This is a genomic window from Mariniflexile fucanivorans (genome assembly GCF_004341235.1).
GTDB classification, from domain to species: domain Bacteria; phylum Bacteroidota; class Bacteroidia; order Flavobacteriales; family Flavobacteriaceae; genus Mariniflexile; species Mariniflexile fucanivorans.
The window spans coordinates 432,968-448,858 of the sequence record NZ_SLUP01000003.1 but is presented as its reverse complement, the minus strand read 5'-3'; the positions used below and the strand labels follow the sequence as shown (position 1 = coordinate 448,858).

The window sequence follows — 15,891 nt, the reverse complement described above, 5'->3', positions numbered from 1 at the left end:
AAATGATAAAAATATAAATTTGCTCTAATCATTTTACAAATTAAACAATTAAACTACTAATTATTATGAAATTTAAATTATTCACTAAGAATTTAAGATTGGTTTACTTTCTTTTATTGTTCTTTAGTTTTTTAACAGTTTCTGCGCAGAACAAAAAAACCGTGTCGGGTACTGTTATATCTTCTGAAGATAATTTTGCATTACCAGGAGCTTCCATAATTGAAAAAGGGACAAATAATGGAACATCTACAGATTTTGATGGAAATTTTTCATTAAATGTATCTGGAAACGCTACCACATTAATTGTTTCTTATATTGGGTTTGTTTCTCAAGAAGTCACTATCACAAACAGTTCTCTCTCCATTATAATGCAGGCAGATAATGCTAAGTTAGATGAAATTGTGGTAGTTGGGTATGGTACTCAAAAAAAGAGTGTTGTAACAGGCGCCATTTCTAGTGTGAAAGCTAAAGATATTGAGAACATTCCCAATGGAAGAATTGAACAGGCTTTACAAGGTAAGGTTTCTGGTTTAACAATTGCAGCAAATGCAGGACAACCTGGTTCTGCTTCCACCATTAGAATACGTGGTATAACTACTTTTACCGAAGCTGGAAATGATCCACTTTGGGTAGTTGATGGTGTTATTGTGGATAATGGCGGTATTGGTTATGTTAATCAATCGGATATAGAATCGATGGAGGTTTTAAAAGATGCGGCATCGCTTGCTATTTATGGGGCTAGAGCTGCTGGTGGTGTAATTTTAGTAACTACCAAAAAAGGGAAATCTGGAAAAATTAGCGTAAATTATAATGGTTTTGCTGGTGTATCGAGTCCTGCCAGAAAATTAAATTTGTTAAACGCAACACAATATGCTGTATTAATGAACGAACAGTCTGTAAACGGTGGCGGTGAAGTTTTATATGCTAATCCAACTTCTTATGGAAAAGGAACAGATTGGCAAGATGCTATTTTCACAAATAGTGCACAACGTTATTCACATGAATTAAGTTTAGCTGGAGGAAACGATGTTTCTAGTTTTTATGCATCGGTTGGTATACAGGATCAAGAAGGTATTGTAACACCAGAAATTTCTAGTTTCAATAAAAAAAGCATGCGTTTAAATTCAACCCACAAACTTTCTCAGTTTATCACTGTGGGGCAAACATTGGGATACTCGCATCAAAAAACATTGGATATTGGAAACACCAACGCAGAACAAGGAGGTCCGTTAAGTTCAGCTTTACATTTAGATCCCATAACACCGTTAGTAGAAACAGATGCAGCAAGGGCAAGTGGAATACCATATGCAGGGAATGATGTTATTACTGATGCTAATGGAAATCCTTATGGAATTTCAACTTTAGTGCAAAACAACATGACTAATCCTTTAGCTTACGTTAAAACAAGATTAGGAAATCACAATTGGTCTGATGATTTTGTGGGGAATGCCAATATAGAAATTACACCTATTGAAGGGTTAACTATAAAATCAACCTTGGGCGCAAAATTAGCCTATTGGGGTTTTGAAGGTTTTACGCCTGTTTATTATCTTAATGGTGATAACGTAAATGATGAAAATACACTTACCAGAACTACAAATAAAAGTTTTGGTTGGAACCTTGAAAACACTGTTTCTTACACCACACAAATTAAAGACCATAATCTTACTGTTTTAATAGGGCAAGGTTCATATGTTGATAATGATGCAAGTGGCTCAACCGTTACTTACAGAGGTCTTCCAACATCGGATTATAGATTGGCTTCATTCGGGTATGAGGTTGCAGAAAGTGATAAATTTGGTTCTGCATATACTAGTGATTTGCATAAATTAACATCCTTGTTTTCAAGATTGAACTATAACTATAAAGAAAAATATTTAGTTACTGGTGTTATTAGACGAGATGGTTCTTCAAGATTTGGAACAAATCATAAATTTGGTGTTTTCCCATCTTTTTCAGCTGGTTGGGTACTTTCTAAAGAAGATTTTTGGAAAGATGATTCTTTTGTAAACACTATAAAAATTAGAGGCGGTTATGGTGTTACAGGAAATGATGCTATAGGTGATTTTGGTTATTTGGCATTAGTTTCTGGAGGCAGAAATTATCCTTTGGGTACAGATGGAACAGTTCAAATTGGTACAAGTCCTGATGCGCCTTCAAATCCAGATTTAAAATGGGAAGAGACCATACAAACAAATATAGGTATAGATGCAAGGTTTTTTAACACTTTAAATGTGACAGCCGAGGTTTACAAAAAGAAAACCACAGGAATTTTGCAGAATGTTGAAATATCAGGTTTTGTTGGGGCATCGGGCTCTCCACTTGGCAACATAGCCGATATGGAAAACCGAGGAATTGAACTAGAGTTAGGTTATACCGAATCATTTAATAAACTTAATGTAAGCATTAGTGGAAACATTTCGTATTTAGAAAACGAAGTTACTTATTTAGGACAAGGAAAAACCTATATAACTGGAGGCGTAGGGTTCCAATCTATGGGAACATTAACTAGAACTGAAGTTGGAATGGCCAGAAACACATTTTATGGGTTTAAAACAGCCGGTATATTCCAAAATCAATCTGAAATAGAATCATATACAAACAGTACAGGGATTATCATTCAGCCAAATGCTAAACCAGGTGATTTTAGATGGGTTGATACAGATGGTAACGGAACCATTAACGATCTTGATAAACAATATTTGGGAAGCCCTATTCCAAAATATACATTCGGATTTAATTTTAATCTTGATTATGAAGGATTTGATTTAGGTATGTCTTTTCAAGGATCTGCAGGAAATAAAATTTTTCAAGGTTTAAGAAGAATAGACCTAGGTGCTAATCCTAATTACCAAACAAAAGCCTTAGCACGTTGGACAGGAGAGGGTACTTCAAACAGCTATCCTAGATTAACCACTGCCGATACTAATCTAAACTTTACCAGATTTTCAGATTTTTACTTAGAAGATGGTGACTATTTACGTCTTAAACTAGTTCAATTTGGATATACTTTACCAAAAGATGTTGTAAACAAAATTGGCGCTCAAAAATTGAGACTTTATGTAACAGGCGAAAATTTGTTAACCTTTACTAAATATACTGGTTTCGATCCAGAAATTGGTGGTAGTACTTTTGGTATAGATAGAGGTTATTACCCACAAGCCCAATCTGTTATGTTGGGAGCTAATATTCAATTTTAATAATAAATAATTATGAAAACAAAAAATATAAAGTATTTATCTATTGCTGTAGCAATACTAATTACAACGGCATCTTGTTCCGAAGATTTTGTAGAAGTTACACCGAAGGGTACCGATTTAGAATCTACATACTATCAAAATGCAGAAGAAGCATATTCAGCGCTTATAGCTGTTTACGACATTATGAGTTTCAATTCATCTAGTTGGGATAATATGATATCCTTCATGAATGCAGGTTCTGATGATAACTATGGTGCTTCTGTTCCTGGCGATGCGATTTCTCTTTTTTCGTTTAACCAATTAACGCCTACAAATATGCCGGAAGGTTTTTGGAGCAATCATTATCAAGGTATTTTTAGAGCCAATACCTTGTTGGAAAAGCTACCAAACATCTCTATGGATGAAGATTTGAAATTAAGATTTGCTGCAGAATGTAAAGCAATGAGAGCCTATTATCATTTTAATTTGGTAAGAATGTTTGGAAACATTCCGCTTATGAATCATACAATTACAGCTATTGATGCACAAACGTATCCGCAATCTACATCACAAGAAGTATATGCTCAAATAGAGCAAGATTTACTGGATGCCATTACAGATTTACCAGCATCAATTAATGTTACTACAGAAGGAGGACGCTGGACAAAAGGAGCAGCCCAAGCTATGCTAGGAAAAGTTTATCTTTATGATAATAAAAACACTGAAGCAGCAGCACAATTAGCCGAAGTTAACGGTACTCCAGGAGGCACCAGTCAATATGGTTATAAATTATTAGATAACTTCAAAGATCTTTGGGTACATGCAAACAAATTCAATTCTGAATCTATTCTTGAAGATGTACACACCGATACAGGTAGAGCAGATTGGTCTGGACTTGGTTTTGGGACCGAAGGGAATATTTTAAACATTATGGTAGGTATAAGAGATTATACTAGAACAGCGGGTTCTACAGCACCCGATTATTTCCCAGGTTGGGGAGTTAATACCGTTACTCAAAATTTGTATGATGTCATGAAAGGTGATCCCCGTTTTGATGCTACAATTATTGATGTAAAAGCTTTAATTGCTGATGGTCAAGTAGTAGGCTACTCATCTGTTAACGAAGCATCAACAAATACAGGATATTTTATGGCGAAATTTGTTCCTTTAAAATCGGATGCAACGACACTTGGAGGTGACCAAACGTTAAATTTTTATCAAGATACTTACATTATAAGATTAGCCGATACTTATTTGTTAGAAGCAGAAGCTTTAGGAGGCACTGGTGCCAGAGCACAAGCACTACTTGATGCCGTAAGAGCTAGAGTAGGATTACCTTCAACTCCTGTTTCTTTAGACGCTATTGCTTTAGAAAGAAGAAAAGAATTAGCATGCGAAGGGCATCGTTGGTTCGATCTTGTAAGAACAGGTAAAGCAGCTACCGCATTAGCATCTAGAGGGTTTGTTGCTGGAAAAAATGAAGTATTGCCAATTCCAGTAAAAGAATTAGAAAATACCATACTTGTTCAAAACCCTGGTTATTAATATTAAAGATATATAAAATGAAAAATTTAAAATTAACAACTGCAATAATTTTTTCTGTTGCACTCGCATTAAGTGTATTTACTTCGTGCCAACCCGATGATGTTAATACTGGAAACGGAATTGTAGGTACAGATTTAGATCCTAGTTTTACAATTACTCCTGTTGAAAACGTAACAAATAGATATACATTAGAAGCTAAAACAATAACCGATGTAACCTCAGATTGGTGGGATATTGGCGATGGGTCGGATGTCTATCATGGTTATACTAAAGAACAAATCTTTTTACCAGATGCAGGTACTTACACCATTACCCATTTTACAGTTAGTAAAGGTGGTATTAAGACTTCTTCTTCTCAAGATTTAATAGTTGAAGTGTCAGATCCCGTGGCGGGTAATCTTGTAAAAGGTGGTAAGTTTTCAAATAGCGATGATTATTCTCAATGGACAAAACTAGAACTTAGCGCTGATGCTGATTGGGTGTTTAATATAGGTAGTGCAACAGTTCATTCCAATGGAGGATGGGCACAAGAAGGCATCTATCAAGCTATGGAAGTAGTAGCTAATAAAACATATTCATTAGATATGTTAGTTAAATCTACAGGGTCATTCACAGACACATGGTTTGAGGTGTATGTAGGTACAACCGTGCCTGTTATTGGTAAAGATTATGGCGATAACAGAATTATGGGTTTAAGTACTTGGGACGGATGTGGAACAGCTCCATTTTCAGGAAAATTATCGCAAGTAGGATGTATAAAGAATTCAAAAACAAATACAATAAACAATACGGTTACGTTTGATACTTCTGGAACCGTTTACTTGGTTATTAGAAGTGGTGGTAATGGGTTTGATCCAGCAGGTATTACTATAAGTAACGTAGAACTGAGAGGAACAAATTAAAATAAATTTGTTTTATTAATTTAACCCGTTGGGGTATTTTTTTTAAATCCAATTTTATACTTAATTGTCACATTGAGCTTGTCGAAATGTAAATTTTATAAAGTCTTCGACAAGCTCAGACTGACACTTAGAGTTTAATTGGCTGTAAAATTGGAAGTAGAAAAAATATTCCAATTAATTTTCATTAATTACATACAACGGGTTAACTTAATTATTAAGTAGCTAAATAGAATTATATGTTATGCTACAGTATAAAATTGTTTCACAAACATGGTTGACTTTAATAAATTTAAAATAATGAAATCCTTATTAATTATAGCGTTTATAATATCTCTAGCTAATTGTAGTCAAACATCTAGTGATGACAAAGAGGAGGTCGTTGTTATCCCTCCAACAATAGAAAATGAGGTAGATTTTTGGCTAACTAAAGGCGATCAATCCATCAAAATACAAAAACAAAACAGCATTCTTAGTTTCAATAGTGCTTATAATAGTTATGCAAATATTGAGGTTTATGATTCACAAACTTATCAAACCATTGATGGTTTTGGCTTTACGCTTACAGGCGGAAGCGCACAGGTAATCAACTCTCTAAATGCCACTAAAAAACAAGAATTATTACAAATTCTTTTTGGTTCAAATAGCAATTCCATTTCCATAAGTTATTTAAGAGTTAGCATTGGCGCATCAGATTTAGATGAAGCACCATTTTCTTATAACGATTTACCTGTTGGTGATACCGATTTAAGCTTAACAAAATTCAGTTTAGAGCCAGATAAACAGCATCTTATTCCGCTTTTAAAAGACATATTAAGCATAAATCCAAACATTAAAATTTTAGGAAGTCCATGGTCGCCTCCTGTTTGGATGAAAGATAACAATAGTACCATTGGTGGCAGTTTACAACCAAAATATTATTCGGTATATGCTAATTATTTGGTGAAATATATTCAAAAAATGAAAGAAGAAGGCATCACCATTGATGCCATAACACCTCAAAACGAACCTTTACATCCAGAAAATAATCCTAGTTTATTGATGACTGCCTTAGAACAAGCTGATTTCATTAAGAATCATCTTGGACCTGCTTTCCAAACGGCTAAAATCACTACAAAAATCATTATTTACGACCATAATTGTGATAAGCCAGAATACCCAATTTCTATTTTAAATGATGCCGATGCAAAACCATTTATCTCAGGTTCTGCATTTCATTTATACAACGGAAGCATTACGGCCTTGTCAACAGTTCACAACGCACATCCAGATAAAGACGTGTATTTTACAGAACAATACACCCCAATTGATGGCGATTTTTATGGCGATTTAAACTGGCATTTAAAAAATGTTATAATTGGCTCTATGAGAAACTGGAGCAAAACGGCTCTTGAATGGAATTTAGCTAATGATGCTACTTTTGGTCCACATACAGATGGCGGATGCACAACTTGTAAAGGTGCGCTTACCGTAAATAGCAACGGCACTTACACTTTTAATGTCTCTTATTATATAATTGGTCATGCTTCCAAATTTATACCAACAGGTTCCACAAGAATTGCTAGTAATATAAGCGGAAATTTAAATAATGTGGCATTTAAAACCCCTGAAGGAAAAAAAGTTCTAATTGTTCAAAATGACGGAAGCACTTCCGAAATTTTCAATATTAAATACAACGGCAAATGGATTACAACTTCATTAAACCCTGGTTCTGTTGGAACATACATTTGGTAAAATTTTAAAAATGAAAAAAATGAAAAAACTTTTTGCATTAGTATTAATTGTAACCGTGTTTGCTTGTGAACAAAAAAAACAAGACAAACATGAAAATCAAGAAAAACCAATCGAAATAACAGAGACACCGTTTAGTCTAAAAGATAAAAAAATTAGTATTTACACCACTGCTCACAATAATGATTTAAAACTATCCTTAAATACAGAAACAATAATTTTTGAAGATTTTAAGCAACCCTTGGAAACTGATGTAGCCATTAATGTTGATGCCAGTAAACATTATCAAACTTTTTTAGGGATTGGTGCAGCATTAACAGATGCTTCAGCAGAAACCTTTTACAAGCTACCAAAAGATAAGCAAGACCAATTTATGGAAGCTTATTTTAATGTTGAAAAAGGCATTGGATATTCTTTAGGTAGAACACATATTCACAGCTGCGATTTTTCTAGCGGAAGTTATACTTATATTGAAGAAGGCGATGCCGAATTAAAAACATTCAGTATTGAACACGATAAAACCTTCCGTATTCCTTTTACAAAAAAAGCGATTGAGGCAGCAGGAGGGAAACTAACCATGTATGCAAGTCCTTGGAGTCCACCAGCTTTCATGAAAACCAATAATAATATGCTTCAAGGCGGAAAACTAAAAACAGGGTTCTACCAACCATGGGCAAATTACTATTCAAAATTTATAAAAGCTTATGAAAAAGAAGGTATTCCTATTTGGGGGTTAACCATACAAAATGAACCGATGGCAGTACAACGTTGGGAATCGTGTATTTATTCTGCTGAAGACGAACGCGATTTTTTAAAAAACAATTTAGGGCCAACGTTAGAAAAAGATGGATTAGGAGATAAAAAAATTATTGTTTGGGACCATAATCGGGATTTGCTTTTTCAAAGAGCTGATGTTATTTTAAACGACCCTGAAGCGACAAAATATGTTTGGGGAACAGGATTTCATTGGTATGAAGATTGGAAAGACGGCACACCCATGTTTGATGCCGTAAAACGTGTACATGAAGCGTTTCCAGATAAAAATTTGATTTTTACTGAAGGTTGTAATGAAAAATATGACCTTGCACGCATAGTAAACGAAGATCCAAAATTAGCAGAACGCTACGGAAAATCGATGATAAACGATTTTAACAATGGCACCGTTGCCTGGACAGATTGGAACATTCTTTTAGATGAAACAGGGGGCCCAAACCACGTTGGTAACTTTTGTTTTTCTCCAGTTCATGGCAATACGCAAACGGGGGAACTAACATTTACTAATTCCTATTATTATATTGGTCATTTTTCAAAATTTATTCGTCCAGAAGCCAAAAGAGTAAGCAGTGCATCAAGTTCAAATAACCTATTAACTACGGCGTTCCAAAATCAAGATGGAAGCCTTGTTATCATTGTTATGAATGTAAGCAACGAGCCGGTTGGTTATAGTTTGAATATGGAATTAAAAAAGGCTCAATTAAACATATTACCACATGCTATACAAAGCATCGTTTTAAAATAACCTGGAATAAAAAATAAAAGTTTAGTTTGTTTTAGTTTTTTAGCAAGGTGCATGCTGCTGTTTTCTATTGCATAAAGAAAGCAGCAGTATCATCTTTTATTTCCAACCAAACTTATAATATCTACAAAAAATCATTTAAAATTCTCTTAAAAAAATGAAAGTTTTTCCAATATTCATGCTGTTAATTATCGGCAGCATTGCTAATTCTCAAGTTTCCTTGGCTAAAGTTTTTGGAGACAATATGGTATTACAACGCCACAAAGATATTCCTGTTTGGGGTTCTGCTTCTGCTAATGAGTTAATTGAAGTTCAATTCAATCAACAAAAACTGCAAACCAAAACCGATACAAACGGCAAATGGATGGTTTATTTAAAACCAGAAAATGCAGGAGGTCCATTTGAATTGGTTGTTAAAGGAGAAAACACATTAATTGTAAAAAATATTTTAGTTGGTGAGGTTTGGTTGTGTAGCGGTCAATCTAATATGGAATGGACGGTTGGTCAATCTGATAATGCTAAAAATGAAATTGAAAAAGCTTCAAATTACCCAAATATTAGGCATATTAAAATTCCGAAAGAAATAAGTCCGCTACCAAATGCAGACATTAAAAGTGCTAATTGGGATGTTTGTAATACTTCAACAGCAGGAAATTTTACAGGTGTTGGTTACTTTTTTGCAAAACAGTTAAGCGACTCTTTACAAATTCCAATTGGGCTTATTAATGCCTCATGGGGAGGTTCTGTAGCAGAAACTTGGATAAGTCGTGAAGGTTTTGAAAACAGTGAAGACTTTAAAGATTTAATTGCAACCATGCCAGTAACGAATATAGATTCTCTACTGAATTTAAAAAATGAAACTTCGCGAAAACGGATTGAAGCTTTACAAAATTCAAAATTATCAGAAGCAAATATTGAAACTTATAAAGATTTGAATCTGGACGATAGTAATTGGTTAAACATGAATGAACCCGAAGCATGGGAAACACAAGAATTAGGCGAGTTTGATGGCGTTGTTTGGTTAAGAAAGCATGTTACTTTGTTGGAAGAGGATATTAAAACCGACATTATTTTAGAAATTCCTGCCATTGACGATGAAGATATTACTTATGTAAACGGCGTAAAAGTTGGTGAAACCACAGGTTGGGACTTAAGCAGAACCTATAAAATTAATGCAGATATACTAAAAGTTGGAGATAACGTTATTTCCGTTAGGGTTGTTGATACTGGCGGCGGCGGTGGAATTTGTGGTGACGCATCAAAACTAAAATTAATAATTGGCGAAAAAACGATACCTTTAAGTGGCCATTGGAAATACCAAGTAGAATCTATATACGATGGTGTTAATTTTAATGATTATCCATCGTTATGCTACAATGCCATGATACATCCATTAATTCCGTTCGCTTTTAAAGGTGTTATTTGGTATCAAGGAGAATCGAACATTGATAGAGCATTTCAATACAGAAAAACATTTCCTATACTAATAAACGATTGGCGTGAAAAATGGAATATGGGAACGTTCCCGTTTTATTTTGTGCAATTGGCAACTTTTAATTCGGAAGGAAACAGTAATAATGGTTGCACTTGGGCAGAACTTCGTGAAGCGCAAACCTTAACTTTAAAATTACCCAATACGGGTATGGTTGTGACAACCGATGTTGGTGCTCCAAACGATATTCATCCCACAAACAAAAAAACAGTAGGGAAACGTTTGGCGGCCATAGCATTGAACAACGATTACGGAATACCAATGATTAAAAGTGGTCCTAAATATAAATCGATGGAAATTGATAAAAATAAAATTAGTATCTCGTTTGAAGATATAGGTAGCGGATTATATGTTTCAACCACTAATGACAATGTCATTGGATTCGAAATAGCAGGAACAGATCAAATATTTCAACCCGCAAAAGTATATATAAAAGATAATCATGTTGTTGTTTTTAGTAAAAAAGTAAAAAAACCAATAGCTGTTCGGTATAATTGGGTAGGCGATGCTTCAAAAAGCAATTTATTTAATAAGGAAGGTTTCCCAGCAGTTCCGTTTAGAACCGATAGTTGGAAAACCATTACAGTAGATTCAACTTATAAATTTTAGCTAAAAATTATGCTGTAGTATGTTTTATGGCAACTGAATATGTAATAGGATTTAACAAAATAGAGTTCAAAATATTAAAAAATTAAAAGATGGTTCAACAGCTTATAAAATATACATTCGCAGTATTTTTATTAACCATATCGAATGTATTGATAGCACAGGATGGCGTATTGTATTCAAAAGAATATTTTATTCAACAATCGGATACATTGCCATATCGTTTAATGATGCCTAAGAATTTCGATAAAACAAAGCAATATCCAGTGGTGTTATTTCTTCATGGATCTGGCCAAAGAGGAAATGATAACGAGGTGCAATTATTAAACGGCGGTAACTTATTTACTTCAGAAAAAAATAGAGATGATTTTCAGGCTATCGTTATTTTTCCACAATGTTCAGAAGATAGTTATTGGTCCAATGCTATAATAGATCGGTCAACTTTGCCTTTAAAAATGGAGTTTCCTTTAGATGCTAAACCAACTAAAGCACTAAGCTTATTGATGCAATTAATGGACGATGTAAGCACCAAAACCTATGTAGATAAACATAGAATTTATGTAGGCGGTCTATCTATGGGAGGTATGGGGACTTTTGAAATTGTTTACAGAAACCCTGAATTATTTGCTGCGGCATTTTCTATTTGTGGTGCTGGAAACCCTGAGACCGCAAAAGTATATGCTAAAACGACTCCTTTTTGGGTTTTTCATGGGGCTAATGACGATGTTGTAAATCCTTTGGAATCAATCAAAATGGTGAGTGGTATTTTAGAATACGGTGGCAAACCTAATTTCACATTATATGCCAAAGACAATCATAATAGTTGGGATTCCGCTTTTTCTGAAACGGAACTATTGCCTTGGTTGTTTTCTAATGTAAAAGATTGAAATCAAGAAATAAAATTGATTTCAAATTAAAACTTATTTACACTTTTTTTGATGGAAATTACCTATTTACACCAAACAGTTGTAAACCCTAATCAATTTTACGTTTTTGAAACCAAATACCTTCTAAGCTTAAGTTTATGGATAGTAAATGATAATTTTCCTTTATCAATCCGTTGGTAATTTGTCCTTTACTTCCGTAGGTGTACCCAATATTTATCATGGAATTTGTGTAAGGATCTAAAGGGATTCCAATTCCTAAATTCAAGGTACTATTTTTTATACGTTGATTGTTTACTTCTAAATTACCATCATTAATACTAAAACCAGCACGGTATTCTAGATTGTTAAAAAATTTAGATACTTTCTTTTCGGCGGCATATTGTAAACCCATAGCAAATAAATTTTGGTTTACATACGTACCTAATTGGTCTGTTTGGTTGGTGTCGTCCCAAAAGCTTTTTTTGTAATCTACATTTAATGAAAAATCTTTTTTAAAGGTGGTGCTTAATCCAAATCCTAGTTCTAAGGGTAAATTAAAATCATCAATAGAACTTTCCGAGTTTTCGGTTAAATCGGTTGTAGAATCTGTGGTATTTAATGTTATGGTACTCGATTTAGTTCCGTTTAAACTTGTTGGTAATTCTACGGTACCTCCAATGGATAAATTTTTAAGGGCATCATATTGAAAACCAGCACCTACACGAACTCCAGAATAGTAATTCTCATCTTCAATAATAAAGGTGTTACTTGGTAAATAATCGGTTTCGGTTTGGGTTATTTTACCAAATAGAGCAGAACCCGTAATACCCAATCTAAATTTATTGGTTAAGGCATAGCCGTAATTAAGTTTTAAATTGTTGATGCCGCCATTTCCTTCTATATCGGTAACAAAAATACTGCTGCTAGTACCTTCAATGTTGGTTTCAATATCCGAAATACTGTAACCCACACTTGTTAATGGGATAAGCGTAATACCAAATCCAGACCGTTTTGTTAAAGGAAATGCGAGTGCAATGTTAGAAAAATTGGCTGTTATGTTCGAGTTTTGTCTGCTACCATCTTCCAAAAAATTTGTTTGTGCTTTAAATCCGAAATCATATAGAAACGAGTTTAATAATACATTTCCAAATGATGCAGGATTTGAATTATTAATAAAAGAGTTTGATGGCATAGCAATTCCTAATCCACCTAAACCATTTACTTTTCCAGTAGATGTTTCATTAGTTAAACCCAAACCGTATAATGAATATGGAGAGCTAGATAAAGCATTGGATTGTGCTCTAGTAAGCGTCGTAAATACTAACAGAAATAAGCTTAGTATTATATATTTATTTATCATAAATAGCGTAAATTAATTCGATTTTGGTTTTTAAATTGTTTGAAGTAGCTTCATTATTAAATATATATCGGTTTACAGATTGATTAAAATCTTTAGGATATATGGCTAAATAATACTTCTCTCCATTTAAATCATTTAGTTTCAGATTTAGAAAATATTTAATAGGAATGGTGTAGGTTGTAACGTTAAATTCGGCGTCTTCATTTGTAATGGAAGCTAATACGGTATTCCCTTGTGTATCTGTTAAAGCACTTACTATATCTGAGTTTTTATCTATAATATAGACGTTCATAGAGTCTTCTGTATAGAGGTTGTCTGTATTAGAATTTTGTTTTAGTGATATTGATAAGCTGGCATCAATTATAATTCCTGTTCCAGCGATATCATATAACGATTCTACATTAGGAATGTCTATTCTAGTAGCGATTCCTGTTCCAGATTGCATAAAACTATTGTTACCTGTTTCCGTGCTTGATATAGAGGTTTCTTGTTCTGTTAGAGTTTCAAAAACAGTACCTTGTACATCGCTTGAAATGTTATGAAAGCTATTGGTTTCACTAAAAGGCATATCCAAAGTAAGCGAAGTTTCGGTTGATAGTTCTTCATCAATAGTATAATAAACTCTAATAAAGCTGCTTTTTAAAAACCCTAATATAGCGGTGTTATTGGCATCGGGTTCTATAAGTAAACCTCTATATGTTTTTAAGAATTCATCTGTATTATTAATTTTATTATCTCTTATATTTTCAAAAAGCGTTTTTCCGAAGGTATTATTCAGTGTAACGTGTAACGAATCGTCTTTAATAGGTTTTGCGTAAAAACTTTTAGTGGCAATGGGAGCACTATTTGCTGAAATTTCAGTCGTATTGTAGTAGCTATCTGCATCTTCATCGGGCTCAACATCGTTTAATAATTCATATACATTTATTTTTTGAACCGGAATGGTGTCATTATAAAAATAAGTATCGTAATTTAAAATTAGAGCAACCGAATCATAAACGGCACTACTGCTTAAAGTGTAGGTAGAGTTTGTAATTTGTGCGTAGGTTTTGCTAGTAGTTAAACCAAAAACAGGATCGGTATAGGCACCAACTAACAATCTGCTAGTTGATGAAACCGCAATAGAATCAAACTTAAAGGTACTCGTGTTAACGGTTAGTGTATCAATATAAAAAACTTGGGTATCTAGGTTTATCCAATCTTCTCCTACTGGGAAACTGTCCTCATCTTTTGTACAAGATGTTAATAATGCACCAATAAGTATAATGGTATATAATGGCGCCAAAATGGCTTGCTTCAGGGTCATAAATTAAATAATTTCGGCGAACTTAATTAAACGGCCTTTTCAATTAAAATTAGTTATACCAATACAGGGTTTTAATATGCCAATAGGCTAATAATTACTACCAAATTTATTTAGAGGCGTTGGTCTTTAAAAAAGCAGTGTTTGTATAGACTAATAGCCAGAACAGCTATAATCTTTTGGTTTGTTGAATGTAAAAAATAGATTTGCCAAAAATTTGAGAAGAATAAAACAAATAAAAGATGAAAAATAGTAAAACACTTTTAATATTAATAATTTCCATGGCGTCCCTTACTTTTACAGGATGTTCAAGTGATGATGATACAGACAGAGGTAACTGGCAAGAACGCTCGGTTTTTGATGGTACTCCAAGAAGTAACTCCATTAGTTTTACTATTGGAAATTTTGGTTATATGGGAACCGGTTATGATGGCGATGATTATTTAAATGATTTTTGGCAATATAACATAGAAGGAAATTATTGGGTTCAAAAAGCAGATTTTGAGGGAGTTGCTAGAAGTTCAGCATCTGGTTTTGCTATAGATGAAAAAGGCTATGTTGGTGTAGGTTTTGATGGGGATGATGAGTTGGGCGATTTTTGGGAATATAACCCAACTACAAACGAATGGACTCAAAAAGCTGATTTTGGCGGTGGAGTAAGACGTGCTGCAGTAGAATTTGGAATAAATGGTAAAGGTTATATTGGAACTGGAAATGATGGGGATAATGATAAAAAAGATTTTTGGAAATACGATCCAATTGCCGATTCATGGTCGGAGCTTGTAGGTTTTGGAGGTGAAAAAAGAATAGATGCAACTACCTTCACTATTAACGATAAAGTGTACTTAGGAACAGGAGTAAACAACGGATTGTACAAAGTTGATTTTTGGGAATTCGACCCTACTACCGAAGTTTGGACTCGTAAAAACGATTTAGATGAAGATGATGATTATTCGGTTGTACGATCTAATGCAGTAGGATTAACTATAGGTGGTTTAGGTTACATCGCAACAGGTTATTATGGAGGTGCCGTAGGTTCCATTTGGGAATACGATCCAACGCTTGATGAATGGGAGGAAATATCTGATTTAGAGGCTACTGTGCGTCAGGATGCTGTTGCTTTTTCTAATGGCAGTAGAGGTTTTGTGTTAATGGGTAGAACAGGAAGTTTGTATTTAGATGATATTTATGAGTTATTCCCGTTAGATGATTATGATGACGAAGATTAATTTTATTGAATTAACCAATAGGGTCTAATTCAATAATTTTAAAAATGAAATTAAGATGTCATCCAATTAATTCCAAAATATTACGAGCTTGTCGAAGATCTAACAATGTTGTACTTTAACAAGCTCAGTATAATATAAAATTTGGATTTGTCAATTTAATACATT

The 15,891-nt window shown here is 33.8% G+C and carries 10 protein-coding genes; 8 read left to right on the top strand and 2 right to left on the bottom strand.

The window, feature by feature from the left end:
• Window positions 1–65 precede the first annotated feature (65 nt).
• The 7 genes from EV196_RS08415 to EV196_RS08385 all read left to right on the top strand — a co-directional run bounded on the left by EV196_RS08415 (window position 66) and on the right by EV196_RS08385 (window position 11,855).
• Entirely contained in the window at window positions 66–3,200 is a 3,135-nt protein-coding gene (locus EV196_RS08415) for a SusC/RagA family TonB-linked outer membrane protein (RefSeq protein WP_132217290.1), read from the top strand.
• Between the two features lie 12 nt (window positions 3,201–3,212).
• Entirely contained in the window at window positions 3,213–4,724 is a 1,512-nt protein-coding gene (locus EV196_RS08410; protein ID WP_132217288.1) for a RagB/SusD family nutrient uptake outer membrane protein, read from the top strand.
• A gap of 17 nt (window positions 4,725–4,741) precedes the next feature.
• A complete protein-coding gene (locus EV196_RS08405; protein WP_132217286.1) occupies window positions 4,742–5,626 on the top strand; it encodes a hypothetical protein in 885 nt (294 codons plus the stop codon).
• A gap of 297 nt (window positions 5,627–5,923) precedes the next feature.
• A complete protein-coding gene (locus EV196_RS08400; RefSeq protein ID WP_132217284.1) occupies window positions 5,924–7,357 on the top strand; it encodes a glycoside hydrolase family 30 protein in 1,434 nt (477 codons plus the stop codon).
• Window positions 7,358–7,367: 10 nt separating this feature from the next.
• Window positions 7,368–8,873 (top strand): glycoside hydrolase family 30 protein, encoded by a 1,506-nt coding sequence (locus tag EV196_RS08395; protein ID WP_132217282.1) that lies wholly within the window; start codon window positions 7,368–7,370, stop codon window positions 8,871–8,873.
• Between the two features lie 154 nt (window positions 8,874–9,027).
• Window positions 9,028–10,971 (top strand): sialate O-acetylesterase, encoded by a 1,944-nt coding sequence (locus tag EV196_RS08390; RefSeq protein ID WP_132217280.1) that lies wholly within the window; start codon window positions 9,028–9,030, stop codon window positions 10,969–10,971.
• Window positions 10,972–11,060: 89 nt separating this feature from the next.
• On the top strand, window positions 11,061–11,855 hold the full coding sequence (locus tag EV196_RS08385; protein ID WP_132217278.1) for a carboxylesterase family protein: 795 nt from the start codon (window positions 11,061–11,063) through the stop codon (window positions 11,853–11,855).
• Between the two features lie 88 nt (window positions 11,856–11,943).
• Here the strand turns inward: EV196_RS08385 and EV196_RS08380 are convergent, their stop codons facing one another.
• Window positions 11,944–13,194, bottom strand: a complete 1,251-nt coding sequence (locus EV196_RS08380; RefSeq protein WP_132217276.1) for a hypothetical protein — start codon at window positions 13,192–13,194, stop codon at window positions 11,944–11,946.
• Window positions 13,184–14,500 carry a DUF4270 family protein gene (locus tag EV196_RS08375; RefSeq protein WP_132217274.1) on the bottom strand — a complete coding sequence of 439 codons (1,317 nt, stop codon included), beginning with the start codon at window positions 14,498–14,500 and terminating at the stop codon, window positions 13,184–13,186. Before EV196_RS08375 ends, EV196_RS08380 begins: the two co-directional genes overlap by 11 nt.
• A 239-nt stretch (window positions 14,501–14,739) precedes the next feature.
• On the opposite strand from EV196_RS08375, the gene EV196_RS08370 reads away from it, so the two are divergent.
• Window positions 14,740–15,726, top strand: coding sequence for a Kelch repeat-containing protein (locus EV196_RS08370; protein ID WP_132217272.1), 987 nt, complete (start codon window positions 14,740–14,742; stop codon window positions 15,724–15,726).
• Window positions 15,727–15,891 lie beyond the last annotated feature (165 nt).